This is a genomic window from Oscillibacter sp. UBA6647, assembly GCA_002455655.1.
In the GTDB taxonomy this organism is placed as follows: domain Bacteria; phylum Bacillota; class Clostridia; order Oscillospirales; family Oscillospiraceae; genus Oscillibacter.
Genome location: DKLF01000130.1, coordinates 1 through 24270, shown reverse-complemented (window position 1 = coordinate 24270; position 24270 = coordinate 1). Strand labels below are relative to the sequence as shown.

Sequence of the window (24270 nt, the reverse complement as noted above, 5' to 3'; positions counted from 1 at the left end):
GTATGTTTGCAGTTCCTTTTGTCGTGTGCGGAGCAATACCGCCTAAAAAAGCCCTGTTGGCGGTTTATCTGCGCTAATCTCAGAGGAGGGTATCCAGCGCGGCCTTGAAATCCGCGATGATGTCCTCCGGGTCCTCCAAACCAACGCTGATGCGGACCAGCCCCTCGCTGATTCCGGCGGATTTCAACTCCTCGGGGGTATAGGTGGAGTGGGTCATGGAGGCGGGGTGCTCTACCAGCGTCTCCGCGTCCCCCAGCGATACGGCGATGACGCACAGTTCCAATCGGTTCAATGCGGCGGCGGTGGCGGCGCGATCAGCCTTCAGTTCAAAAGCCATCATGCCGCCAGGCAGCTTCATCTGCTTTTGGGCAATTTCACGACCATCAAAATCCTCCAAACCGGGATAATAGACCTTTGACACCGCGGGATGGCTCTGAAGGAACTCCGCCACCTTCGCGGCGTTTGCACAGTGGCGCTCCATGCGCAGGCTGAGGGTTTTCAGGCCCCGGTTGATTAAAAATGCATCGAAGGGACTCATGACCGCGCCGGTCATGTCCTTCAGCCCAAACATCCGGCATTGGCCGATAAAGTCCGCGCTGCCCACCACGAAGCCCGCAATCACATCGCCATGGCCGTTAATGTATTTGGTGGCGCTGTGAACCACCACGTCAGCCCCCAATTCCAGCGGGCGCTGGAGATAGGGAGAGCAGAAGGTGTTGTCCACGATGACCCGAATGGAGGGGTTGAATTCATGGGCAATCCGGGCGATTTCGGCAATATCGATGACCTTCATGGTGGGGTTGCAGGGCGTTTCAAAATAGACCACCTTTGTATTGCGGGTCAGGTGCTTTTTCAGGTTTTCGGGGTGACTCAAGTCGGTGAGGGTCACATGAACCCCGAATTTGGGCATCCCATGGCTTAATAGGGCATAGGTACAGCCGTACAGCGTCTCATCCGCCAGAATCTCGTCCCCCGCCACAACGGAGGTCCACAGGGCGGTGGTGATGGCCCCCATGCCGGAAGCAGCGGCAAGCGCCGCCTCACCTCCTTCCAAGGAGGCCAGCTTTGCCTCCACCTGCGTCAGGGAGGGGTTGCCCAGGCGGGTGTATATGTAGCCGCTTTCGTTTCCGGCAAACCGGGCTCCGCCCTGCTCCACGGAGGTGAAGGAAAAGGTAGAGGTTTGATAGATGGGCGCGCAGAGGGAACCTGCGCTGTTTACTTCCTTCCCCGTGTGAATCTGGCGGGTGGAAAAACCGAGCTTCTGTTCATGCTTCATAATTACCATCCTTTCTGACGGCCCGCAGAGCGGGCAAGCTGGCGGCGGACAAAAAAGCGCTCTGTTGCAGCGGGACGGAGGAAATCGGCAGCCGCCCCGCAAAGACGACAAATTTGCATAGAAATTGTGAAATATAGCTATATATTTTCTAAAGTGAAAATTTTTTTTATATTCCTTAACAACAATATAGCAGATTTTGGGAAAAGGCGTTAGCGCGTATTTCCGAAAATCAGTTGCCAGTTTTTTCGATAATGAATTGACAAGGTTACCGAAAATTTTTATACTAAAGGGAGCAAGCCAATTGAAGAGGAGGGAGTCTTATGACATTCCGGCAGCTCTCTTATGTGGTGGAGGTCAGCAGATGCGGGTCTATCAACAAGGCCGCCCAAAAGCTGTTTCTCTCCCAGTCCGGAATCTCCGCCGCCATCCGGGAGCTGGAGGAGGAGCTGGGCATTCAGTTTTTCAGCCGCAGCAACCGGGGTGTGGAATTTACGCCGGAGGGCGAGGAATTTGTCACCCACGCCGTCTCTCTGATGGAGCAGAAGCGGCGGATTGAACGCCTGTATACCGGCGCCCGGTTTGCACCCGCTCCCGTGCGCTTTGCTGTGTCCACCCAGCGCTATCCCTTTGCGGAGGACGCTTTTTTGCGCCTGCTGAAGGCTATGGACCCGCCGGGGTACAGTCTTTCCATCCGGGAAACGGGGATGGACGCGGTGATTCAGGATGTGTGCGAACACCGGGCGGACGTGGGGGTGATTTTCCTCTCAGATTTGACGGAAAAAATTATCCGCCGGCGGATGGACGATCAGGATGTGGAGTTTCACGAGCTCGCGGCGGTGCCGCCCTGCGTTTATCTGCGCCGAGACCATCCGCTTACCGCCTGCGAAGGCATGACCGAGACAAAGCTTCTCGAATATCCCTACGCCTGCTTTGAGCACGATCAGGGCGCGGCGGCAGATTTTTCCGAGGAATATCAGCTTCTTACCGACAAAAAGCCCGCCAAAACCGTGTGCGTCAACAGCCGTACGGCAATGATGGAGGTGCTGGCCCAAACCGACGCGTTTACCACCGGAAGCGGGCTTCTCACCGCAGGATTAAGCGACGAACGGGTGATTTCCGTTCCGTTGGAAGGGCGTGGATGTGTGCGCCTTGGCTGGATTCGGGCAAAAAACACCAAGACAACGGCGCAGGCAGAGGCGTTTCTGCGTTTGCTGGCGGAATCGGCGGCAGACGCCGCAAGCTATACCCGTGACCTTCAGGCCCGCCGGGGATAGGCCACCGGAGAATTGCCCCTGAGGGCTTTCAGAGAACCCACGCCGACAAAGGACGGAGGCGCTTCTCAGGCGGCGGGGCAAGAAAAACGGATGAGGGGAAGGTCCCGCAAGTAAAAAACAGGAGGAACAGAACGTGGAGGAACGACAGGAGGAAAAATTTCACCGGATGACCACGGAGCCTGTGGGCCGGTTGATTGGCGAGCTGGCCGTACCCTGCATCGTCAGTATGCTGGTGACGGCGATTTACAACATGGCGGACACCTATTTTGTGGGAAAGCTGGGCAGCAACAGCGCCACGGCGGCGGTGGGCGTGGTGTTTTCCCTGATGGCGGTGATTCAGGCCGTGGGCTTTTTCTTCGGACACGGCTCGGGAAACTATATCTCCCGAAAGCTGGGGGCACAGAATGGGGAGGAGGCCCACAGGATGTCCTCCACGGGGTTTGTCCTGTCGCTGCTGGCGGGCGGGGTGCTCTGCCTGCTGGGAGAGGTGTTCCTCACGCCGCTGGCGGATTTTTTGGGGGCCACGCCCACCATCCTGCCCTACGCAAAGGACTATATGCGCATCATTTTAATCGGCGCGCCGTGGATGACAGCGTCTCTGGTGCTGAACAATCAGCTTCGCTTTCAAGGCAGCGCGGCTTACGGCATGGTGGGCATCGCCTCCGGGGCCGTGCTGAACGTCATTCTGGACCCCGTGTTCATCTTCGTGCTGGATATGGGCGTGGCGGGGGCGGCGCTGGCAACGGTATTGAGTCAGTTTGCCGGGTTCTGCCTGCTGCTGTGGCAGAGCGGACGGGGCGGTAACCTGAGGCCCCGCTTTTCTCAGGCCAAACTCAGGCTGTTTTACCTGCGGGAAATTGCAAGAGGCGGATTGCCGTCCCTGATACGGCAGGGGCTGATCAGTCTTGCAGTGGTGAGCTTGAACCGGGCGGCCCGGGGCTACGGCGACGCGGTGATTGCCGCCATGGCGGTGGTGACCCGCGTGATGGTGTTTGGCGGCTCCGCATTGATTGGCTTTGGGCAGGGCTTTCAGCCTGTGTGCGGGTTTAACTACGGAGCAAAGCTCTATCACCGGGTGCGGCAGGGCTTTTGGTTTTGCGTAAAGTGGGGCACCGGTTTTTTGACGGTGATGGGTGCGCTGGGAATCATCTTTGCGCCGGAATTGATCGCCCTGTTCCGAAACGATCCCGAGGTGGTGGCCGTGGGGGCGCGGGCCTTGCGGCTCCAGTGCGCCACCTTCCCGCTGACAGGCTGGGTGGTGTTCAGCAACATGACGCTGCAAACCATTGGAGACACGGGCCCTGCCACTCTTCTGGCCGGGGCGCGGCAGGGGGTGTTTTTCATCCCTGCGGTGCTGCTGCTGCCCCGTCTGATGGAGCTTTGGGGCGTGATGCTGGCGCAGCCGCTGGCCGACGTGCTGACCTTTGCTGTGGCGGTGCCGCTGATGCTTCGTGTGCTGGGGCAGATGAAGCGGGCGGAAGAAGCAGCCGGGGCGTGACGTTTGACGTTTGCCGGGAAGCAGTTGACAATTTCCTCCGGACTGGATACAATAAGAATTCGGTGAAAATGCAACACGCGGTTGCAATTATTACAAATATAAAGGAATGAAGAACATGGCACAGGACAAGAGACAGGTGGACGCCATCACGTCCCGGGACACGGATTTCGCCCAGTGGTACACCGATGTGTGCAAAAAGGCGGAGCTGATCGACTATACCAGCACGAAGGGAATGTTCGTCCTGCGGCCATACGGGTACGCCATCTGGGAGAACATTCAGCGCATTTTGGACGGGGAATTTAAGAAGACGGGACATACCAACGTCTCCATGCCTATGCTGATTCCCGAGTCGCTGCTGCAAAAGGAAAAAGACCACGTTTCCGGCTTTGCACCGGAGTGCGCGTGGGTCACCATGGGCGGAAGCGAGAAGCTGGAGGAAAAGCTGTGCATCCGCCCCACCTCCGAGACGCTGTTCTGCGACCACTGGAGCCGGGTAGTCCATTCCTGGCGGGACTTGCCTATGCTTTACAACCAGTGGTGCAGCGTGCTGCGGTGGGAGAAGACCTCACGCCCCTTCCTGCGCCACCGGGAGTTTTTGTGGCAGGAGGGGCACACCCTCCACGCCACGGCTGAGGAGGCCGTGGAGGAGACGGAGCGTCAGCTTGAGTGCTATGCCTCCTTCTGCGAAGACGCGCTGGCCATGCCGGTCATCCGTGGCCAGAAAACGGAGAAGGAGAAGTTTGCCGGGGCAGAATCCACCTATACCATCGAGTGCATGATGCACGACCACAAGGCGCTTCAGGGCGGCACCAGCCACTATTTCGGAGACGGCTTTGCCAAAGCCTTTGATATCACTTTCACTGATAAAAACAACCGGCTCACCAATCCTTTCGAGACGTCCTGGGGCCTGTCCACCCGCATTATCGGCGGGTTGATCATGACCCACGGAGACGACAACGGTTTGGTGCTGCCGCCCAAGGTGGCTCCCATTCAGGCGGTGGTCATTCCGGTGGCTATGCATAAGGAGGGTGTGCTGGAAGCGGCGGAGGCGCTGCGCGCGCGTCTTGCGGACGCGGGGATTCGGGTAAAGCTTGACGATTCCGACAACTCCCCCGGCTGGAAGTTTGCCGAGTATGAGATGAAGGGCGTGCCCCTGCGGATTGAAATCGGGCCTAAGGACATTGAAAAGGGTCAGTGCGTCGCCGCCCGGCGAGACACGGGAGAGAAAGTCTTTATTCCTCTTGCGGAGTTGGAGACGGCGGCGAAAAAGCTGCTGGACGGAATTCACGACAATATGTATGCCATGGCCCTGAAAAACAGGGAGGACAACACCTTTGATATCAAGACCCCCGCCGAGGCAAAGACCATTGCCGAGGGTAAGGGCGGCTTCCTCCGCTCTAAATGGTGCGGCGACGAGGCTTGCGAGGTGGCGATGAAGGAGCAGGCGGGCGTTACCTCCCGCTGCATGCCTCTGGTCCAGTCCGGGACGGAGGGCGTGTGCCCCGTGTGCGGCAAGACCTGCAAAACCGATATTTTCTGGGGCGTGGCCTATTGACGGGCAGGCGTTCCATCGATTCATAAAAATAAACGGCTCCCATTGCGTTTTACGCAATGGGGGCCGTTCTTGTAAAAGGGCTTATTCTGCCAGATGCAAAATGGAGGTCATTTCTTCAGGGCCGATCTTCACAAATCCGCCGAGGGGGAAGCCGCCGGGCTTTTCCCCGTGGCGGGCGGTCATAGCGGGGATGTCCTCCGCCTTCGCGCCGATCTCAGACAGGGTGAGGGGCATTCCGATGGACTTCAAAAAGGCCCGGAACCGGGCAATGCCCGCTCTCGCGGTCACCTCGGGATGGGCAAAATCCATTTCGCAGTCCCAAACCCGGACGGCAAACTGGGCAAACCGGTTTACATCGTGGGGCAGGACGTACTCCATCCACGCAGGCATGACCACCGCAAGGCCCGCGCCGTGGGCGCAGTCGTAAAGCGCGGAAAGCTCATGTTCAATCTGGTGGCTGGCCCAGTCCTGTGCGCGGCCCGTGCCACAGAGATTGTTGTGGGCCAGCATTCCTGCCCACATGAGGTCCGCCCGTGCGGCATAGTCGCCCGGGTTTTCAAGGGCCTTGGGCGCGGCGGCGATAATCGTTTTCATCAGCGCTTCGCCCAGCCGGTCGGTTATGTCCACGTCTTTGGTGTTGGTGAAGTACCGCTCCATAATGTGGGCCAGCATGTCCGTCACGCCGCTGGCAGTTTGATAGGCTGGGAGAGAGCAAGTATAGCTGGGGTCCAAAATGGCAAATTTGGGCCGGATCACGTCCGTTTTCGGGCAGCCCCATTTCAGGTTGCCCTCCTCCAGCGTGATGACGCAGCTATCCGATCCCTCGGACCCAGCCGCCGCGATGGTCAGCACCACGCCCACGGGCAAAATGGTTTCAATGGGGTGCTTTCCGGCAAAGATGTCCCAGAAGTCCCCGTCGTAGGGTACGCCCATGGAAATGGCCTTTGCCGTGTCGATGACGGAACCGCCGCCAATGGCCAGCAAAAAGTCGCACTCCTCCCTGCGGCAGAGTTCGATGCCCTCATAGACCTTCCCACTGCGGGGGTTGGCCTGAATACCCGACAGCTCGCTGAAAGGAATTCCAGCTTCCTTTAACGAGGCCGTCACCGCATCGTAGGACCCGTTCCGCTTCACGGAGCCGCCGCCGATTACCAGCAGAACCTTGTGTCCGCCGAACTGGCGAACCAATTCTCCGGAGCGCCGGGCTTCTCCGTCGCCAAAAGCAAACAGGGTGGGGGAGTAGAATGCAAAGTTTTCCATATCAATATCCTTTCGACAGGTCTACAAGACGGACGAGGGGCTTGCCCGCCGCATAATTTTCCAAATCCTCGCAGAACAGGGATACCGTCATATCGCAGGTGTAGCCCAGCGTCATGTTGCCCGCCACATGGGGCGTCAGCAGCAAATTTTTAGTGTCCCACAGGGGATGGTCCGCAGGCAGAGGCTCCGGCGTCATCACGTCCAGAGCCGCGCCGGCAAGCTTCCCGGTATTCAAAGCGTCCATCAGGGCCTCCTGGTCAATGGCAGAGCCGCGGCCCACATTTACCAAAATGGCGCTGGAGGAAAGCAGAGAGATGCGCTCTTTTGTCATAAAGCCAATAGTTTCCGGCGTGGAGGGCATGGCCATCACCAGAATGTCCGTCTCGGGAAGAATGGAGTCCACCTGCGTCATGGGAACCACTCGGTCGAATACCCCGTCGGGGCTGCGCCCGCTGCGGTTCACGCCGGTGATGCTGGCAGGCTGAAGCGCCTTGGCGCGCTTTGCAAAGGTGGTGCCGATATCGCCCGTGCCAAGCATGGTAATGCGGCTTCCCTGAATGGAGCGGATGGACAGGTCGTTGGTCCAGTCCCGCTCCCGGATGATGCGGGTATAGTCCGGCATTTTTCGCTGGAGCATCAGTGTTACCATCAGAATATGTTCCGCGATGGTCACGCCGTAGGCCCCGGAGGAGTTGGTGAGCAGCACGCCCTCCGGAAACTGAAACGGCGGCTGATAGGGGTCCACGCCCGCGTAGGAGCAGCAGTACCACTTCAGGCCCGGAGCCTCCGCCAGCAGGGAACGCCAGTGCCCAAACAGCACCTCGCAGTCTTCAAGATGACCGGCGGCGTCCTCCTTAGTGAGGTAATAGCGGGCGGAGAAGCCGTGCTTTTCAGCCACGGCGTCAATTTGCCGCTTGTGGGCTTCGGTGATGAATTCATTGACAACACAGATAATACGGCTCATTTTCATTCCTCCTTGAAAAGTTACAGTGTAAAGGGTTCTTAGTTTATGAGGGGCGCTGTTACAGCGCTTCAATCATTTTTTCAGCGCAGCGAAGTCCGTCCGCTGCGGCAGAGAGGATTCCGCCGGCATATCCCGCCCCCTCACCGCAGGGGTACAGGCCCCGCAGGGGGCTTTGAAGCGTCTCGTCCCGCAGGATGCGCACGGGGGATGAGCTGCGGCTCTCCACGGCGGTTAAAACCGCGTCGCCTGCGGCAAAGCCCGGAAGCTTCCGGTCAAGAAGGGGCAGTGCCTGGGCCAGCGCGTCGCACACGAAGGCGGGAAGGCACTCCCGCAGGTTTGTCCATTTCACGCCGGGGCGGTAGGAGGGCTTCACTCGGCCGGGGCCTTGCGAAGGGCGGTTTTCCAGAAAATCCTCCACCCGCTGGGCCGGGGCAAGGTATCCACTCCCGCCTGCGGTAAAGGCGGATTCTTCCAGCCTGCGCTGAAATTCCACGCCCGCAAGGGGACCGTCCGCGCCGAAATCCTCCGGTGTGACGCTGACAAGCAATCCGCCGTTGATGTTTTCCCCGTCTCGGGCAAAGCGGCTCATGCCGTTGGTAACTAACCGCCCTTCCTCCGACGCGGCGGCCACCACCTGCCCGCCGGGGCAGACGCAGAAGGAGAAAACGCCCCGTCCCTCCGGCAAATGGCAGGAGAGCTTGTAGGAGGACACGGGAAGACCCGGATGGCCTGCATACTTTTTATATTGTACTCCATCCATATCCGCCTGTAAATGCTCAATGCGCACACCTACGGCAAAGGGCTTTGCCTCCATGGGAATCTGCGAGGCAAGGAGCGCTTCAAAGGTGTCACGGGCGGAGTGGCCGATTGCCAGAAGAAGCTGGGCGCAGGGAAGGGAATACGCGCCGTCCGGGCCCTCCACGCTAACGCCGGACAGGACGCCGTTTTCTGTTCGCAGACCCGTCAGCCGGGATGCAAACCGAAGATCTGCCCCAAGGCCCAGCAGCTCCTGCCGCAGATTTTTGAGAACAATGTGGAGCATATCCGTGCCAACATGAGGTTTTGCGTCGATTAAAATATCCTCCGGTGCGCCAAAGCGAACCAGTTCTTCCAGAATGAAGCGGTGGCGGACATCCTTTGTACCGGTGTTCAGCTTTCCGTCGGAAAAAGCGCCCGCGCCGCCCTCGCCGAACTGAATATTGGACTGGAGGTCCAGCGATCCGGTTTGAAAAAATCGCTCCACGTCCTCCTGCCGCTGTTCCACAGGCTTGCCGCGCTCCAGCAAAATGGGCCGCAGGCCCGCCCGGGCCAGCAGCAGTGCGGCAAACAGGCCTGCCGGTCCCGCGCCCACCACCACTGGCGGAGTCGCCGACGGCGACATGGGCTCCGGCAGGACATACGCGGGGGAGGGGATATAGCGGGATACTTTTGCATTGCGGCTGCGGCGCAGGAGCTTGTCTTCCTCTGCTGTCTCCACAGCCACGGTGTAAACCAGCTCCGGGTCTTCCCGAGCGTCCACGCTGCGGCGCAGGATGTGGATGCTTTTGATTTCGTGCTCGCCGACGCGCAGAATGCGGGCGGCTTCCCGCACCAGTTCTCTAAGGCTCCGTCCGGGCCTCTGTTTCAGTCCTTCTATTTTCAGCAAACTTTTCTGCGTCCTTTCATACTGTTTTAAGCTAAGCATACTATACTTCCCTCAAAGGTGCAAGAAAGAAGTGCCGCAAAAGCGCGGCGGATCGCCTGTTGATGCTTTAAAAATTTTTTATATCCCGTTCATATGTATGACATGTCTCTTTGTGACACTTGTTTCATAAGACAGGCAGGAGACGACGGGAAATATACGTCAGGAGGAAATTATCATGTATAACGACGAAAAGAATCTGTATCATTACACTTATCGCAAAGACGGCAGCGAGCCGGGAGACGCCCGGATCGCAGTGGACGCCCCGTACCGGGAGAGCTGGGACGAGGGCTCCGGGAAAAAGGCAAAAAAGAGCCGGGGCGGTGCGAAAATTGTGGCTTTGGCCCTGAGCTGCGCCTTACTTGGCGGCGCGGCGGGGGCTGGGGTGGCCGTGTGGAGCGGTTCCAGCGGCGGAAATTCCACCGATGTGTACATGTCCAACCGCACTGCCGCCACCGTCTCCGTCAAGGCAGTGGACGGAAAGAACGCCATGACCGACGCGGAGGTTTATGCCGCCAATGTCAACTCCGTGGTTTCCATCAGCACCACAGGAAGTTCCGGGACCAATTACTTTGGGCAGAGCGTGGAGACAGCCTCCGCGGGGTCCGGCTTTGTCCTGACCGCCGACGGCTATCTCGTCACCAACCAGCATGTGGTGGCCAACGCCAACACCGTGAAGGTGACACTCTACAACGGCGACACCTATGACGCGAAGATCATCGGCAGCGACCAGCAGTATGACATTGCGGTTTTGAAAATTGACGCTTCGGCGCTCCAGCCCGTGACCATGGGCGACAGCGATACGCTGAACGTGGGCGACCATGTGCTGGCGGTGGGCAACCCGCTGGGCGACCTCACCTTCTCCATGAGCGGCGGGATGGTTTCCAGCGTGAACCGGGCCATCAATGTGGACGGCACTCCCTTTAACATGATTCAGACCGACGCGTCCATCAATCCCGGCAACTCCGGGGGCCCCCTGTTCAACCAGTACGGCGAGGTGGTGGGCATCGTGTCCGCCAAGTATTCCTCTTATTCCAGCCAATCCGTGGAGGGTCTGGGCTTTGCCATCCCCATGAACGACGTGCTGGCTATGATTCAGGACATCATGACCAACGGCTATGTCACCAACAAGCCCTATCTCGGCATCAATCAGGGCACTATGACCGCCCAGATGGCCGCGCAGTACCGCTATGATGTGACCAAGGGTGTGTTTGTCTACTCCGTGGAGGCAGGTAGCGCCGCCGACAAGGCGGGACTGAAAATGGGCGACGTGATTACCAAGGTGGACGATACCGACATTGCCACCTCGGAGGACCTGGTTGCTTTGAAAAAGACCTATTCCGCCGGAGATACCTCTACCTTTACCATCTACCGGGCGGGAGGGTATCAGACAGTGGAAATCACATGGGACAGCGTACCCGCCGACAGCGAGGAAGCCCAATCCTCCCAGCAGGAGGAGACACAGCAGACACCCCAGAATGGGAGCAACAGCAATGACGGCAGTATGGAAGACCTCTTCAACTACTTCTTTAACGGCGGGTATAACCGTTAACCAAGTCAGAATAAACCGAGGGCGGAAGCTTTGCTTCCGCCCTCGGTCTTCGCGTGCCGGACGGGTTAGAGGGGAGAGCAACACGGGCGCGGCCCAATTGGCCGCGCCCGTGTTCTATCTTAAGAGATAAAGTTCCTTTTTAGACGGCTTCAGGCGTAAAGCCCAAATCCTCCAGCTCGCCCACGGCGGTCTTCACGGAGTTCTCGTCGCCGTCCACGGTCACATTCTTCTTCTCCAGAGAAACCTCAAATTTCAGGTGTTCCTTGGTTAGGGCCTCCGTAATACGGCGGACGCAGTTTTCGCACATCATGTCGGGTACGGAAATGGTTTTCATCATACAGGTCTCCTTTTTATGATTTGATTTGTTTTATCGCTTGCGGTCCGCAAAAGCGGATCGTTCACTTCATCAGCTTTTGCAGGGTGTTCATCAGTTCGTCCACCACCTCGGTGCGTCCGGACTGAATGTCCTCCACCACGCAGGTTTTTACGTGATTGCCCAGCAGCTCCCGGGCAAAGGCGTTCAGCGCGGCCTGCACCGCCGAAACCTGCGTGAGAATATCGGTGCAGTAAACTTCTTTTTCCACCATTCCCCGGATGCCCCGCACCTGGCCCTCTATGCGGTTCAGGCGGCGGAGCAGAGCGTCCGCCTCGGCGGGCTCCCGGTGCTTGTGGCGTGTACAGCAGATACAGTTTTCCCCGGTGTCGGGGCACTTCTTTTCCTCCATTTGCAAATTCTCCTTACAGCAGCTTCCTGCGGCCCAGCCGCAGGGCGTTGCCCACCACGCTGATGGAGCTGAGGGACATGGCTGCGCCCGCCAGCATGGGGGTGAGCAGCAGTCCGTGACTCAGATACAGGGCGCCGGCGGCAATGGGGATGCCCACGGTGTTGTAGCAAAACGCCCAAAACAGATTTTGCTTGATGTTTCGGATGGTCAGGCGGCTAAGCCGGATGGCCCGGGCCACGTCTTTCAAGTCGCCCCGCATGAGAATCACCTGTGCGGACTCGATGGCTACGTCGCTGCCGTTTCCGATGGCGCAGCCGATGTCCGCCTGAGCAAGAGCGGGCGCATCGTTGATGCCGTCGCCTACCATCATCACGGTCTGACCCTCTTCCTGAAGGCGGCGGATGATTCCGGCCTTCTCCTCCGGCAGAACCTCCGCCACCACCTCGTCCACGCCCACCTGGGCAGCGATGACCTCGGCGGCGGCACGGTTGTCGCCGGTGAGGAGCACCGTGCGGATGTTTTGGGCCTTGAGGGCGGCAATGGCCTCGGCGCTGGAGGGCTTCACCCGGTCTGCCACGGAAATCAGGCCCAGCAGAGAGCCGTCTTTTGCAAAGTACATGGGCGTCTGCGCTTGCGCGGACAGCCGCGCCGCGTCTGCTTCCAGTGCCGTCAGGTCCACGCCGGACTCCTCCATCAGCCTGCGGTTGCCCGCAAGGACGGTACCGTGGGCCGTCTCGGCCCGCAGGCCCCGGCCCGACAGGTTTTCAAATTTCTCCGGCGCTTCCAGCGCGGGCAGCTCCCGGTGCTTGGCTTCTTCCACGATGGCGGAGGCCAAGGGGTGCTGAGACACGGACTCTACGCCCGCCGCCAGCGCCAAAAGCTGATTTTCCTCTATGCCGAGGGGAAGAATCTCCGTCACCGCAGGCTTTCCCTCGGTAACGGTGCCGGTTTTATCCAGCACCACGGCGGAGGTCTTGTGAGTAATTTCCAGCGCCTCGCCGCTGCGGATCAAAATGCCGTTGGAAGCGCCAAGGCCGGTTCCCACCATGATGGCGGTGGGGGTGGCAAGGCCCAAGGCGCAGGGGCAGGCGATGACCAGCACGGTGGTGAACACCCGCAGGGCAAAGGGGAAGTCCTGCCCCGCGATGAGCCATGTGGCGGCGGCCAATATTGCAATTACGATAACCACCGGGACAAATACACCCGCCACCTTGTCCGCCACGCGGGAGATGGGAGCCTTTTTCCCCTGTGCATCCTCCACGAAGCGAATGATTTTGGAGAGGGTGGAATCCTCGCCTACCCGGGTCACGGAGACGTACAGCACCCCGTCGCCGTTGATGCTGCCACCGATGACGGAGCTGCCCTCCGCCTTTTCAACAGGCAGGCTCTCGCCGGTGAGCATAGCCTCGTTGACGCTGCTCTCACCCTTAGTTACGGTGCCGTCGGCGGCGATTTTTGCGCCGGGCTTTACGAGAATTAGGTCTCCGGCCTTCAGGGAGGCGGTGGGCACTTCTGTGCCGTTCTCCGCCATAATCGCCACATCGGGACGCAGATCCATCAGTCGGGTAATCGCACCCTTGGTCTTCTGCACATTGCGGCTCTCTAAGAATTTACCCACCATGATCAGGGTCAGCACCACCGCCGCGGACTCATAGTAGAGGTGATGGACGTGGTGGGGAACGTCGGAAATCAGGTAGGTCATGGCAAGGGAGTACAAAAACGAACAACTGCTGCCGATGGCCACCAGAGAATCCATATTGGGATTGCGGTGCCACAGGGCTTTCAGACCGCTGATCATATAGCTCCGCCCGAACCACAGCACCGGGATGGTGAGAAGAATCTGCGTGATTGCGTAGTTCACCGGATGGGTTTTCATGGACAGAATGTCCGGCAGGGGCAGGGGAGTGGGCAGCATCTGTCCCATGGATACATACAGCAAAATCACCGTAGTGACGATTGCTCCGATAAGGTTTCGCTTGGTGCGCTGAAGCTCCAGCGCGCCTTCGTCAATCTCTTCCTTCGGCTTGGTCTGCCCGTGCTCTTCCTTGGGTTTGCAGCCAAAGCCCGCCTTTTCCACTTTTTTGACGATGTCCTCCGGCGCGGTTTGGCTCTCGTCGTATTCAATGGACATCACACCCGTGGTGAGATTTACCTCGCTGCGGGAAACTCCCGGCAGCTTCCGGGTCACCCTTTCCACGGACGAGCTGCACGCTGCGCAGTGCATCCCGATGATATTATAAGCTTCCTTGCGCATAATTGGCTCCTTTCTCTGTTGGGGAATATACCCCTTGGGGGTATTTTTTACACCCTCATCATATACCCTGTAGGGGTATGTGTCAAGGGCGTTTTTTGTTTTTGAGGAACTTTCTATGCGCAGTCTGCCCCGAAATAAAGCAGTTCACCCGCTTTGCGGAAATTTGGGGAAAAGGCTGCTTGCCGGGGACGCTTTCGGGCGGCGCGGTCAGTTGGTCACGGAATGGGCATGGTCGTTGGGCTGCTTGCTATGGGACGGGGTTGCTTCCTGTGTGTAGGTTTCCCAAATGCAAAAAAGGCCGGAGCAATTTGCTCCGGCCTTTTTAATGCCCGCATCCTGCGCCCGCAAGCAAAGCCAACGGCTTTTCAGGACGGCGGAATTTTTCTGCGGGTTTTATCAGCGTTCCTTCATCCGAATCAAAGCTTCAATCAGCTCCACAGTGCCCTCGTACCCGAAAATGCTGCTGTCCAGACAGAAGTCGTAGCTGTCCACAGCGCCCCACTTTTTGGCGGAGTAATACTCGTAGTAGCTGGCGCGGTGTTTGTCCGTCCGCAGAATCTGCTGGCGGGCCTGCTCTGCTTCAAGCTTCTGCCGCCGGGCCTCCACGGCAATCCGACGATCCAAAGGCGCGTGGATAAACAGGTTCAACACGTTGTCCCGATTCTCCAGCGCATAGTCCGCGCAGCGGCCGATGATGACGCAGGGACCGTCGTCCGCAGCCCGGCGGATGGCGCCAAAGGTGGCCTGATACACCTGCTGCTCCAGCGAATCGCTGACGCCCGCGCCCGGCAGCGCAAACATGTAGGAGTCCATGGCGATGGAATACAGCAGGCTTTTTGGGCGTTCGTCAAAGCTGTCGAACAGTTTTTCGTTCAGGCCGCTCTCTTCCGCCGCTTTGCGCAGCAGCTCTTTGTCATAGAAGGGGATTCCCAGCTTTTTTGCAAGGCGCAGGCCAATTTCCCGGCCCCCGCTGCCAAGCTGGCGGCCGATGGTGACGACGGTTCTCATAAAAGTGATTCCCCTCTCTTGCGGCAACGCTTGGCCGGTTGGGTCAGTTTTCTTCAGACATGGGTTTTCCCAGCCTGCGGTACATCGTCTTTTTCACTGCCCGCAGGATATTTTCATACCCCGTGCAGCGGCACAGATGGCCCGAAAGCAGCTTACGCAACTGGTCGTCCGTATATTCCTCGCCGGTTTCCAGAATCTCCACGGCGGTGAGAATGAAGCCCGGGGAGCAGAAGCCGCATTGAATGGCGGCTTCGTCCACAAAGGCCTGCTGAATGTCGGCCAGCTCGCCGTTGGGACCCAGCAGGCCCTCCAGCGTGCGGATGGACTTGCCATCCGCCCAAACCGCAAGGTAAATACAAGAGTTGAATGCCTCGCCGTCGATGAGGACGTTGCACGCGCCGCACTCTCCCACCTCGCAGCCTTTCTTCACTGAGGTCATGCGGAAATCGTTGCGGAGCATATCCGTCAAGGATGCCCGTGTGTCCACCACTCGCTCGACCTCTTTGCCGTTGAGGGTGAAACGGACGGGTTTATACTGCATCGCATGCTTTTCCATCACAGCGCACCTCCCGCCAGCCGAACGCTTTCAATAAATCCCCGCTTGGCGCTTTCCACGGCAATGTGCAGCCGGAAATCCCGGCTGGCGCGCCAACTGTCTCTGGGGTTGATGTCCTCTTTCACCGCCTGAGCAAACCGCTCGGCCAATTCCCCGGATACCGGCTGACCATTTGCGGTTTTCTCCGCTGTTTCGGCCCGCAGGGGAATAGGACCTGCCACGCCGAAGGCCACCCGTGCCCGCTCCACGGTCTTTTTGTCGGCAGACAGCCGCACGTTTACAGAGGTACCAAGCGTTGCAATGTCCATGGCGTTGCGCATGGCGTATTTGATATAATGGCCATAGGCGTTTTCATAACTCTCCCGGGGAATCAGGACGGCGGTTTGAAGTTCGCCCTCCCGGATGTCCACCTTACCGGCCTTGATATAAAATTCCTGAATGGGAAGCCGACGAACCCCTTTCGGTCCTGTGAGCTCAATGACTGCGTCCCAGGCGAACAGCGTGGCGGCGGAGTCGGCCGAGGTCACGCCGTTGCAGGTGTTTCCTCCGATGGTGCCGATGTTGCGAATTTGCGGGCCGCCTACCTGATCCACCGCCTGACCCAGCACGTTAATGTATTGCTGAATCAGGGGATGCTTGGTAATGTGGGAAAAGCTGGTGAGGGAGCCAATGCGCAGCGTGGCGTCCTCTTCCAGACAAACGCCCCGCAGAGCATCAATGCCGTAGATGGAAATCAGCTCCGCACCGGCCCGCTTTCCCTCCCGCATCTGGACCAGCACGTCGGACCCGCCGGCGATGATCTGGGCCTGCGGATGCTCCATGCGGAGAGAGACGGCCTCTTCCACGGTCGTTGCCTCGTAAAGGGCTTTCATGTCATACATATCGTCTTCCTCCTCTCAGTCCTGAATCAGCCCCGCCGCGCGGAACTCCGCGTACAGCACATGGGGCGTGATGGGGCAGCGGTCAATGGATACGCCGGTGGCGTTCAAAATGGCGTTGCGGATGGCCGGTGCGCCGGAGCAGGCGGGGGGTTCGCCCAGCGCCTTGGTTCCATAAGGGGAGGTAGGCTCCGCGTTTTCCACAAACTGCCCCTCCAGATGGGGATGGTCCAGGAAAGTGGACAGCTTATAGTCCAGCAGGTTGTCGTTCAGGGGCTTTCCCGTCTTCTCGTCAAATTTCAGCTCTTCTGACAATCCGTAGCCAATGGCCATGGACATGCCGCCGTGGACCTGCGCCTCCGCAAGCTGGGGGTTGATGAGGGTTCCGCAGTCGTGGACGTTCACCAGCTCCAAAAGCTTCACTTTGCACATGGGGATATCCACCTCCACCTCGGCAAAGGAGCAGCCGAAGGAATAGGCGTTGCTGCGGATGCTGGCGGTGGTTTCGGCGGTGATGTGGTGGCTGTCGTTCACGGAGTACAGCGCTTCCATCGCCACGTCTCCCAAGGTTTTCAGAATCCGCCCGTCAGATTTGCGGACAATATTGCCGTCTGCCAAATCAAGATTGGAAATCGGCATGCGGGTTTGCTCATGGGCGATATCCAAAATCCGCTTCCGCAGAGCAAGGCCGGTCTGCATGATGGAAAAGCCGCCGATATAGGTTTGCCGGGAAGCGTAGGCGCCCGTACCGAAGGGGGTGATGTCGGTGTCCTGCGTAGAGACGACGTGGACGTTTCCCACAGGCACGCCCACTGCGTCGGCCACCATCTGGGAATAGGCGGTGTCGCAGCCCTGACCGATCTCCGTCTCTCCGGTCTGGAACTGAAGGGACCCGTCCTGATTCAGCACCATCCGGCAGGAGGAGCTTTCCATGGAGATGGGCCACACGGCGGTGTTGTACCAGAACACCGCACAGCCGACGCCCCGGCGGATTGGACCGGTCTGGTTCTTATATTCCTCGTATTTGCGCTGGAAGTCAATGTAGGCCATGCCCTTGTCCATGCACTGATTAAAGGTGTCGGTATACAGCTCGTTTTTGGAGAAGGCGTCCACATACCCCACAGGCATCAGATGTGCCCGGCGGTAAGCCACGGGGTTCTGGCCCACCGCCTTTGCCACGTCTTCAATGTGGCTCTCTCCGGCAAACATGGCCTGCGGGATGCCGTAACCCCGCATGGCGCCTGCGGCGGGCCGGTTGGTGTACACCGACCATGCGTCGCACTCCACGTTGTCGCAGGGGTAAAGCTGGGGGAACGCGCCCATGCCCTTGGCCACCACACCGTGACCGTGGGAGGCGTAGGACCCCTGATTGGAAAATGCCTCGAACTTCCGGGCCACAAGCGTTCCGTCGGGACGGACCCAGGAGATGATGTGGGTGCGGATGGCGTGGCGGACGCGGTTTGAGACAAACGTCTCCTCCCGGGTGCAATCCAGCTTTACAAGCCGCCCGCCCACCATGGAGCTGAGCCACGCGCACAGGGGCTCGTACAGCGCGTCCTGCTTGTTGCCGAAGCCGCCGCCGATATAGGGCTTGATGATGCGGACATTGCCCCATGGAATGCCCATGGCCTGCCCCACCACCCGGCGGACAATATGGGGAATCTGGGTGGAAGAAACGACTACCATCCGGCCCGCCTCTTCATAGGCGAAGCAGCCGTGGTTTTCAATGTGGCAGTGCTGAACGGTGGGAGTGTCATACCAGCCCTCGACCTTGATAAGGCCCGGTTCCTGAATGGCAGACTGATAGTCGCCGCGTTGAATCTCGGTGTGGGCAAGGATGTTTCCGGGGTAGTTTTCATGAATCTGGGGCGCGTCCGGCTCCATGGCCTTCTGCGGGTCCAGCACAAAGGGAAGCTCCTCGTATTCCACCTTGATGGCCCGGATAGCCTGCATGGCCGCCACTTCGTCCTCCGCCACCACGGCGGCTACGTCGTCTCCGTAGTACCGCACATGTTGGTTCAGCAGCTTCCGGTCCGCCACGTCCTGATGATGGGGGTCCATGGACCAAGGGTGGCCCGCGGTGGGAAAGGGGATATCAGGTACGTCAAAGCAGGTGAAGATTTTCACCACGCCGGGAATGCCCTCCGCCTCGCTGATATCAACGGACTTCACGTATCCGTGGGCGATGGAGCTGTGCTTGATTTTGGCGATCAGGGCAGAGCCGTCGCACAAATCATCCATGTATTTTGCACGGCCCGTGGCCTTTTCGTATGCGTCCACGCGCACGATGCTTTTGCCGACGCTTTTGCTCATGGTTTGGCCTCCTTTTTATTCTCTGAACCGTTCCCGCCCTCTTGACTGGCCGTGGGAAAAGTGGCTATACTATGGGGTAATATAAAAAACCAAAACGAAGTTTGGGGGTTCCCGTATGAAAAAACCGGGCTGTGTGGTGCTGGCCGCCGGAAATGCCAGCCGCTTTGGCAAAAATAAGCTGGAGGCCGCGCTGGACGGACGTTCTTTGATTCTGCGCTCTTTGGAGACGGTTCCAACGGAGTGCTTTTCCTCCGTGGTGGTGGTCACCCAGTATCCGGACGTTCTGAAGCTGGCGGGGGAGTTTCACTTCTCCGCCCTGCACAACGACAGGCCGGAGCTGGGGCTGAGCCGCTCCCTTCAGTTGGGGCTTACGGCGCTGCGGGATTGCACCGCCGTGTGCTTTCAGGTGTCCGACCAGCCGCTTCTGCGGCGGGAATCCGTGGCCGCGCTGGTGAATTTCTGGCGTGAGGAGCCGGAGAAGCTTGCCGCTCTTTCCCACAACGGCGTCCGGGGCAACCCCTGCATCTTTCCCGAGAAATTCTATCCCGAGCTGATGGAGCTTTCCGGCGACGTGGGCGGCGCGGCGGTGATCCGCCGCCACGAGGACGAGCTGCGGCTTTTGGAGGTTCCCCCCGGGGAGCTGTGGGACGTGGACACGCCGCAGGCGCTGCGCCGGGCGAAGGATTTGCTGGGAGAGGGGAGCATCCTATGAATTTTCTGGTTGTGGGCCTTGGCGGCGGCCTGGGGGCCGTCGCCCGATATGGGATCGGGCTGCTCCCCTGGCGGGGGAGCTTTCCCGTTTCAACACTTCTTGTGAATGTTTTGGGTGCGGTGGTCATCGGATTTCTCACCGGCTATGCAATCCGCCGCCGGATGGACGGACGACTTCTGCTTTTTTTGAAGACCGGGATGTGCGGCGGCTTTACCACCTTCTCCACCTTTTCGCTGGAATCGGTGCAGCTCATCGCAGCGGGGAACCGCGGACAGGCCGCGCTGTACATATTCCTCAGCCTGACAGGCTGTCTTCTGGGGGTTTGGCTGGGTCAAGCCCTGAGCCGGACCCTGCCGGAATAAAAGCGGAAGCCCCCGGCGGTCCTCCCATAGGAGGGCCGCTTTATTTTTCCGCGTAAGGCGTATTCTCCAACGGCAGGCTGCTGCGGAATACCCCGTCGTACCGGAAATAAGCGTCGGCGATGGCGGGCGCGGTGGGGATGGAGGTGATTTCGCCGATGCCGATGGCGCCAAGAGCCACGTTCAGGCCCGGCTTTTCCACAATCAGGGCCTTCACGTCGGGTATCTGGTTGGAGCGCAGCAGGCCCAGCGTGCCGTATCTGGCAAGGGGCTTGCAATCCTGAAGGGGATATTTCTCCGTCAGCGCGTATCCCATGGACATCACCACGCCGCCCTCAATCTGCCCCTCCACGGAGGTGGGATTCACGGCCCTGCCCACGTCGTGGGCCGCCACAATCTGCTTGACCGTTCCGTCGTCGTTGAGAATGCAGATCTGCGTGGCGTAGCCGTAGGCCACGTGGCTCACAGGATTGGGAACATCCGCGCCCAGCGGGTCGGTCTTCGCCAGATATTCTCCGTAAAATTCCTGCCCCTCCAAATCCGCCAGCGTTTTTCCATTCAGCGCCGCACAAAGCTGGTCACAGGCACGAAGACAGGCCTCGCCGGTAATCAGCGTCTGCCGGGAACCGGAGGTGGTGCCGGAGTCGGGGGCAAGATAGGTGTTGGAACGCTCGTAAATAATGTCGTCCCGTTTGAGGCCGGTCTTTTCCACTGTCATCTGCGTCAGAACTGTGCCCAGTCCCTGCCCGATGCAGGATGCGCCCGCAAAAATGTGGAGCTTTCCGTCCGTCACCGTCAGTTTTACCCGCCCGGTGTCGGGGATGCCCACGCCCACGCCGGCGTTTTTCATGGCGCAGCCGATGCCCACGTATTTTGCAGAATCGTAATAGGGCTTCACCGCCTCCAGCGTTTCGGCAAGGCCGGTGGATTCGTCCACAAGCTGACCGTTGGGCAGCTCCTGCCCCGGGCGGATGGCGTTGCGCCAGCGGATTTCCCAAGGAGTGATGCCCACCAAATCCGCCATCTGGTTCAAAAGACTTTCCACGCAGAAGCAGGTCTGGGTCACGCCGAAGCCCCGGAACGCGCCGGCGGGGGGATTGTTGGTGTAATAGGCCCAGCCGTCGATTTCAAAATTCTGATAGTTATAGGGTCCGGAGGCGTGGGTACAGGCTCGTTCCAGCACCGGCCCGCCCAAAGAAGCATAGGCCCCGGTGTCCGCGATGACCTCCGCCGCCACGCCCTGAATGATTCCGTTTTCGTCGCAGCCCATGGAAAACTCCATCTCCATGGGGTGGCGCTTGGGGTGGATGAGAAGACTCTCCGCCCGGGAGAACTTCACTTTTACCGGGCGCTTAGTAAGATATGCCACCAGCGCCGCGTGGTGCTGGACGCTTACGTCCTCCTTGCCGCCGAAGCCGCCGCCCACCAGCAGGTTTTTCACCTTCACCTTTTCGGCGGGCAGGCCCAGCATCCCCAAAATCTCATGCTGGGTGTCGTACGCGCCCTGATCCGTGGACCAGACGGTTACGCCGTCCCTCTCGGGGAAAGAGACGGCGCACTCCGGTTCCAAAAACGCGTGCTCTGTCCACGGCGTTGAAAAGCGCTGGGTCAAGATATGCTTTGATTTGGCAATGGCCTCCGCCGGGTTGCCCCGCTGAATGTGCTTGTGGGTGAGAAGATTGCCGCTTTTGTGAACCAGCGGCGCGTCGGTCAGCATAGCGTCTCTGGGGCTGCGGACCATGGGAAGTTCCTCATAGTCCACCTGCACCAGCGCCTTTGCCTGCGCCAGAATTTCCTGTGTCTCGGCGGCTACCACGCAGATGGCGTCCCCCAGATAATGCGTGATGTCGCCCACGGCGATCATAGTGTCCCAGTCCCTTACAAGGTGGCCCACTTTGTTATTTCCGGGGATATCTTCCGCCGTGAAAATGCCCACCACACCGGGAAGGGCCTTGGCTTCTTCCGTATGGATGGCCAGCACTCGCGCCCGGGGATAGGCGCTGCGCACCGCGCTGGCGTAAATCATTCCGTCCAGATACACATCGTCGGGGTACAGCCCCGTACCCGTCACCTTTTCCCGTACGTCGACACGGGGGACCCGGGCGCCAAGGCCCCAGTCCTCAGGCGGCGCGGGAATTTCTCCGGCGCGGAGCACCTCCGCCGCCAGCAGGATCCCGTCGATAATCTTTACATACCCGGTGCACCGGCAGATGTTGTTGCGGATGGCAAATGCCGCCTCCTCCCGGGTGGGGCTGGGGTTGCCGTCTATCAGCGCCTTGGCCGAAATCACCATGCCCGGGATGCAGAATCCGCACTGCACGGCCCCCGCCGTGCCAAAGGCATAGGCAAACGCGTCCTTTTCAAATTCGCTCAGGCCCTCCACCGTTACGATGTTTTTCCCCTCCAGCTTGTCGGTCTGGGGAATGCAGGCCTTGGTGGGCTTTCCGTCCACCAGCACCGTGCAGGTGCCGCATGCGCCCTCGCTGCACCCGTCCTTTACGGAAGTCAGATGCAGCTCGTCCCGCAGGAAACGGATGAGCTTTTGGTTGTTCGGCACGGTTACAGCTTTGCCGTTTACGGTAAATGTTGCCATCGTGTACTCCTCCTTCAGCTCCGTGCCCGCCCCGGTCCCACGGCTATCAATGAGCTGCACTTTCATTCCTGAAAGGTCAACCTTTGAGGCAATTATACAATACCTTTTTGTCCGGTGCAATCTTTGTTTATGCAGTTCGTTATACCACTTATAGTATCACGAGTTGTGATGGGCCAACTCCCAGCCCACCAGCAGCGCACCCCGGCGGACTGAGATCACAGCCTCGGACTCAAGAAAATGATTGCTGACGCCCAGCGGAAATTCCGGCGTGAGCACGGCATTACTCAGGGGATATTGAAACCCCGCCTCGTCCACACCCTCCGCCCGATCCCCCAAGCAGAACGCGGAAAACAGGCCCCACTCCATCTCTTTTTGAATGGTGAGGGACTCGTTTTCAATGGCTGTCCAGAGGAAATCGTCGCCGTACAGCCACCCCCGGGCCCCTTTGCGCCGAAGAAACAGAAGGGATTGGAGGTTTGCCAGAGTGTGGTCCAGTCGTTTCCCGCCGGTAAATCCGTAGAGATAAAACGCGTCGCAGCCCTTTTCAAGCCCGGTTTTCAGAGCCAGCATGGCGTCGGTGTCGTCTTTTTCCACCGGGGACCGGTGTACAGCCACGCCCGACGGCTCCTCCATGGAGTCAAAGTCTCCAAGCACAAGGTTCGGTGCGATGCCAAGCTTTTGGCACAGAAGATAACCCGCGTCGGCGGCAATGATAAAGTCGCCGGGGGCAGGGCGCTCCCGCAGGCCGTAAAAGCTGCCTGCGGCGAAAATAAAACAGCGTTTCATAGGTACTTCCTCTGTTTCTCCCGATTCCGGGCGGGCAAAGGATTTGCCTGCCGGGTTTTGGCAGATTATAGCATAATTTGCACCAATTGACAAACAGGGGTCTGGCAAACAGACCCCGGCTCCGCCGAAAGCAGAGCCGGGGTTTTTCGGGAAAATTCCGCTTTTTGGGCGCGGGCAGGTATTACATAATGTGTTCTTCGCAGAAATTGTCCACTACCCGCACGCCCATCTCGCCCCGACTGGCCACGGGGAAGAGCGCGATGCTTGTCGGGTCAAAGGCCGGGCAAAGCCGCTTTTCCGGCTCTAGGCGCAGGGCGGGCGCGTGCCTGACGGAACGGTCGGGCCGCTGTTTTTTGCTCATAAAATCACCCTTTGCTAGTTTGTGACCGGGTGGAAAAAGTATTCAAGGTATTTTTTGAAAAAAAGGGTTGACAACTCCGGAATTTTTTGTATAATAATATCTGTTCGCTGCACAGATTGCTTGTACTGCGGACGGCAGATAGCGGGTTTGTGTAATGGTAGCACGCCGGACTCTGACTCCGTCTGTGAGGGTTCGAATCCTTCACCCGCTGCCAAAAGAAAAACTCTTGGAACCATTGAATTACAGTGGTTCCAAGAGTTTTTTTGTGCTGTTTAGGACTGCACTCTGCTTTTTATTATTCCCGTTTGAGCCTGTTTGCATCTTATTTTAATGTTGCAAATTTGCTGCACTCATTTAAACGAATTAGTCGTGAGTTAAATCAATGGTATGCACTTGGATTAATTTAGAACCAACATGAATAATGGAATATGCAATGATGTCTTTGGTACGTCTTTCGGTGGATGCCAGCGATAGAAAGAACTGATCAAATAATAAGGTAAAGAAAACCACTCGCCCTTGTTGGGCGAGTGGTTTTGGCTTATCCGTTACTCATGACTTATCACGCAGCCAAATAGGTCGTTTACACAAATAAGATAAAAAAACAAGATGCCTATGGAGAATGTTTATGCTCAGTCCAGAATAAGAGGTAGCGTCAAGAGTTTTGC

The 24270-nt window shown here is 58.6% G+C and carries 20 protein-coding genes and 1 tRNA gene; 7 read left to right on the top strand and 14 right to left on the bottom strand.

What is annotated here, in order from left to right; all coding sequences use genetic code 11:
• Positions 1–79: 79 nt before the first annotated feature.
• Positions 80–1276: a methionine gamma-lyase gene (gene megL / locus B2W96_RS09645; protein WP_293010079.1), complete on the bottom strand. Its 1197-nt coding sequence runs from the start codon at positions 1274–1276 to the stop codon at positions 80–82.
• A 320-nt stretch (positions 1277–1596) separates the two neighbouring features.
• On the opposite strand from megL, the gene B2W96_RS09640 reads away from it, so the two are divergent.
• The 3 genes from B2W96_RS09640 to proS all read left to right on the top strand — a co-directional run bounded on the left by B2W96_RS09640 (position 1597) and on the right by proS (position 5603).
• Positions 1597–2550, top strand: coding sequence for a LysR family transcriptional regulator (locus B2W96_RS09640; protein WP_293010078.1), 954 nt, complete (start codon positions 1597–1599; stop codon positions 2548–2550).
• Between the two features lie 133 nt (positions 2551–2683).
• Positions 2684–4048, top strand: coding sequence for an MATE family efflux transporter (locus B2W96_RS09635; protein ID WP_293010077.1), 1365 nt, complete (start codon positions 2684–2686; stop codon positions 4046–4048).
• 115 nt (positions 4049–4163) lie between these two features.
• On the top strand, positions 4164–5603 hold the full coding sequence (gene proS, locus B2W96_RS09630; RefSeq protein ID WP_293010076.1) for a proline--tRNA ligase: 1440 nt from the start codon (positions 4164–4166) through the stop codon (positions 5601–5603).
• A gap of 81 nt (positions 5604–5684) precedes the next feature.
• On the opposite strand, the gene B2W96_RS09625 is transcribed toward proS, so the two are convergent.
• Genes B2W96_RS09625 through B2W96_RS09615 form a run of 3 tightly spaced genes read right to left on the bottom strand, consistent with a single transcriptional unit; the run spans position 5685 to position 9472 of the window.
• Positions 5685–6863 (bottom strand): iron-containing alcohol dehydrogenase, encoded by a 1179-nt coding sequence (locus tag B2W96_RS09625; RefSeq protein ID WP_293010075.1) that lies wholly within the window; start codon positions 6861–6863, stop codon positions 5685–5687.
• A 1-nt stretch (position 6864) separates the two neighbouring features.
• On the bottom strand, positions 6865–7827 hold the full coding sequence (locus tag B2W96_RS09620) for a D-2-hydroxyacid dehydrogenase (RefSeq protein WP_293010074.1): 963 nt from the start codon (positions 7825–7827) through the stop codon (positions 6865–6867).
• Positions 7828–7885: 58 nt separating this feature from the next.
• Positions 7886–9472, bottom strand: a complete 1587-nt coding sequence (locus tag B2W96_RS09615) for an NAD(P)/FAD-dependent oxidoreductase (protein ID WP_293010073.1) — start codon at positions 9470–9472, stop codon at positions 7886–7888.
• Between the two features lie 214 nt (positions 9473–9686).
• On the opposite strand from B2W96_RS09615, the gene B2W96_RS09610 reads away from it, so the two are divergent.
• Entirely contained in the window at positions 9687–11060 is a 1374-nt protein-coding gene (locus tag B2W96_RS09610; protein ID WP_293010072.1) for a S1C family serine protease, read from the top strand.
• A 139-nt stretch (positions 11061–11199) separates the two neighbouring features.
• On the opposite strand, the gene B2W96_RS09605 is transcribed toward B2W96_RS09610, so the two are convergent.
• The 7 genes from B2W96_RS09605 to xdhA all read right to left on the bottom strand — a co-directional run bounded on the left by B2W96_RS09605 (position 11200) and on the right by xdhA (position 18794).
• Positions 11200–11397 (bottom strand): heavy-metal-associated domain-containing protein, encoded by a 198-nt coding sequence (locus tag B2W96_RS09605; protein WP_293010071.1) that lies wholly within the window; start codon positions 11395–11397, stop codon positions 11200–11202.
• Between the two features lie 61 nt (positions 11398–11458).
• A complete protein-coding gene (locus B2W96_RS09600; RefSeq protein ID WP_293010070.1) occupies positions 11459–11785 on the bottom strand; it encodes a metal-sensing transcriptional repressor in 327 nt (108 codons plus the stop codon).
• A gap of 13 nt (positions 11786–11798) precedes the next feature.
• Positions 11799–14039: a heavy metal translocating P-type ATPase gene (locus tag B2W96_RS09595; RefSeq protein WP_293010069.1), complete on the bottom strand. Its 2241-nt coding sequence runs from the start codon at positions 14037–14039 to the stop codon at positions 11799–11801.
• Between the two features lie 396 nt (positions 14040–14435).
• Complete coding sequence (locus B2W96_RS09590) at positions 14436–15047, bottom strand: AAA family ATPase (protein ID WP_293010068.1); 612 nt, start codon at positions 15045–15047, stop codon at positions 14436–14438.
• Positions 15048–15090: 43 nt separating this feature from the next.
• Positions 15091–15603: a xanthine dehydrogenase subunit XdhC gene (gene xdhC, locus B2W96_RS09585; protein ID WP_293010067.1), complete on the bottom strand. Its 513-nt coding sequence runs from the start codon at positions 15601–15603 to the stop codon at positions 15091–15093.
• Positions 15603–16484, bottom strand: coding sequence for a xanthine dehydrogenase subunit XdhB (gene xdhB, locus B2W96_RS09580; RefSeq protein WP_293010066.1), 882 nt, complete (start codon positions 16482–16484; stop codon positions 15603–15605). Before xdhB ends, xdhC begins: the two co-directional genes overlap by 1 nt.
• 15 nt (positions 16485–16499) lie before the next feature.
• On the bottom strand, positions 16500–18794 hold the full coding sequence (gene xdhA, locus B2W96_RS09575; RefSeq protein WP_293010065.1) for a xanthine dehydrogenase subunit XdhA: 2295 nt from the start codon (positions 18792–18794) through the stop codon (positions 16500–16502).
• Positions 18795–18909: 115 nt separating this feature from the next.
• On the opposite strand from xdhA, the gene B2W96_RS09570 reads away from it, so the two are divergent.
• Both B2W96_RS09570 and crcB read left to right on the top strand, forming a co-directional pair.
• A complete protein-coding gene (locus B2W96_RS09570) occupies positions 18910–19506 on the top strand; it encodes a nucleotidyltransferase family protein (RefSeq protein WP_293010064.1) in 597 nt (198 codons plus the stop codon).
• Entirely contained in the window at positions 19503–19868 is a 366-nt protein-coding gene (gene crcB / locus B2W96_RS09565) for a fluoride efflux transporter CrcB (RefSeq protein WP_293010063.1), read from the top strand. Before B2W96_RS09570 ends, crcB begins: the two co-directional genes overlap by 4 nt.
• A 40-nt stretch (positions 19869–19908) precedes the next feature.
• On the opposite strand, the gene xdh is transcribed toward crcB, so the two are convergent.
• The 3 genes from xdh to B2W96_RS09550 form a co-directional block, all read right to left on the bottom strand.
• A complete protein-coding gene (gene xdh / locus B2W96_RS09560; RefSeq protein WP_293010062.1) occupies positions 19909–22458 on the bottom strand; it encodes a selenium-dependent xanthine dehydrogenase in 2550 nt (849 codons plus the stop codon).
• Between the two features lie 156 nt (positions 22459–22614).
• The gene (locus tag B2W96_RS09555) at positions 22615–23244 is read right to left on the bottom strand and encodes a thiamine diphosphokinase (protein ID WP_293010061.1); all 630 of its coding nucleotides are present in this window, start codon (positions 23242–23244) and stop codon (positions 22615–22617) included.
• A 181-nt stretch (positions 23245–23425) separates the two neighbouring features.
• On the bottom strand, positions 23426–23605 hold the full coding sequence (locus tag B2W96_RS09550; protein WP_293010060.1) for a hypothetical protein: 180 nt from the start codon (positions 23603–23605) through the stop codon (positions 23426–23428).
• 140 nt (positions 23606–23745) lie between these two features.
• Between B2W96_RS09550 and B2W96_RS09545 the strand changes: the two genes are divergently transcribed.
• A tRNA-Gln gene (locus B2W96_RS09545) sits at positions 23746–23819 on the top strand.
• Positions 23820–24270: the final 451 nt, after the last annotated feature.

What these genes read in the sequence shown, in the direction of transcription:
- megL (WP_293010079.1), bottom strand. Translation starts at nt 1,276, where the DNA reads ATGAAGCATGAACAGAAGCTCGGTTTTTCCACCCGCCAGATTCACACG.
- B2W96_RS09640 (WP_293010078.1), top strand. Translation starts at nt 1,597, where the DNA reads ATGACATTCCGGCAGCTCTCTTATGTGGTGGAGGTCAGCAGATGCGGG.
- proS (WP_293010076.1), top strand. Translation starts at nt 4,164, where the DNA reads ATGGCACAGGACAAGAGACAGGTGGACGCCATCACGTCCCGGGACACG.
- B2W96_RS09625 (WP_293010075.1), bottom strand. Translation starts at nt 6,863, where the DNA reads ATGGAAAACTTTGCATTCTACTCCCCCACCCTGTTTGCTTTTGGCGAC.
- B2W96_RS09620 (WP_293010074.1), bottom strand. Translation starts at nt 7,827, where the DNA reads ATGAGCCGTATTATCTGTGTTGTCAATGAATTCATCACCGAAGCCCAC.
- B2W96_RS09610 (WP_293010072.1), top strand. Translation starts at nt 9,687, where the DNA reads ATGTATAACGACGAAAAGAATCTGTATCATTACACTTATCGCAAAGAC.
- B2W96_RS09605 (WP_293010071.1), bottom strand. Translation starts at nt 11,397, where the DNA reads ATGATGAAAACCATTTCCGTACCCGACATGATGTGCGAAAACTGCGTC.
- B2W96_RS09600 (WP_293010070.1), bottom strand. Translation starts at nt 11,785, where the DNA reads ATGGAGGAAAAGAAGTGCCCCGACACCGGGGAAAACTGTATCTGCTGT.
- B2W96_RS09595 (WP_293010069.1), bottom strand. Translation starts at nt 14,039, where the DNA reads ATGCGCAAGGAAGCTTATAATATCATCGGGATGCACTGCGCAGCGTGC.
- B2W96_RS09590 (WP_293010068.1), bottom strand. Translation starts at nt 15,047, where the DNA reads ATGAGAACCGTCGTCACCATCGGCCGCCAGCTTGGCAGCGGGGGCCGG.
- xdhC (WP_293010067.1), bottom strand. Translation starts at nt 15,603, where the DNA reads ATGGAAAAGCATGCGATGCAGTATAAACCCGTCCGTTTCACCCTCAAC.
- xdhB (WP_293010066.1), bottom strand. Translation starts at nt 16,484, where the DNA reads ATGTATGACATGAAAGCCCTTTACGAGGCAACGACCGTGGAAGAGGCC.
- xdhA (WP_293010065.1), bottom strand. Translation starts at nt 18,794, where the DNA reads ATGAGCAAAAGCGTCGGCAAAAGCATCGTGCGCGTGGACGCATACGAA.
- B2W96_RS09570 (WP_293010064.1), top strand. Translation starts at nt 18,910, where the DNA reads ATGAAAAAACCGGGCTGTGTGGTGCTGGCCGCCGGAAATGCCAGCCGC.
- crcB (WP_293010063.1), top strand. Translation starts at nt 19,503, where the DNA reads ATGAATTTTCTGGTTGTGGGCCTTGGCGGCGGCCTGGGGGCCGTCGCC.
- xdh (WP_293010062.1), bottom strand. Translation starts at nt 22,458, where the DNA reads ATGGCAACATTTACCGTAAACGGCAAAGCTGTAACCGTGCCGAACAAC.
- B2W96_RS09555 (WP_293010061.1), bottom strand. Translation starts at nt 23,244, where the DNA reads ATGAAACGCTGTTTTATTTTCGCCGCAGGCAGCTTTTACGGCCTGCGG.
- B2W96_RS09550 (WP_293010060.1), bottom strand. Translation starts at nt 23,605, where the DNA reads ATGAGCAAAAAACAGCGGCCCGACCGTTCCGTCAGGCACGCGCCCGCC.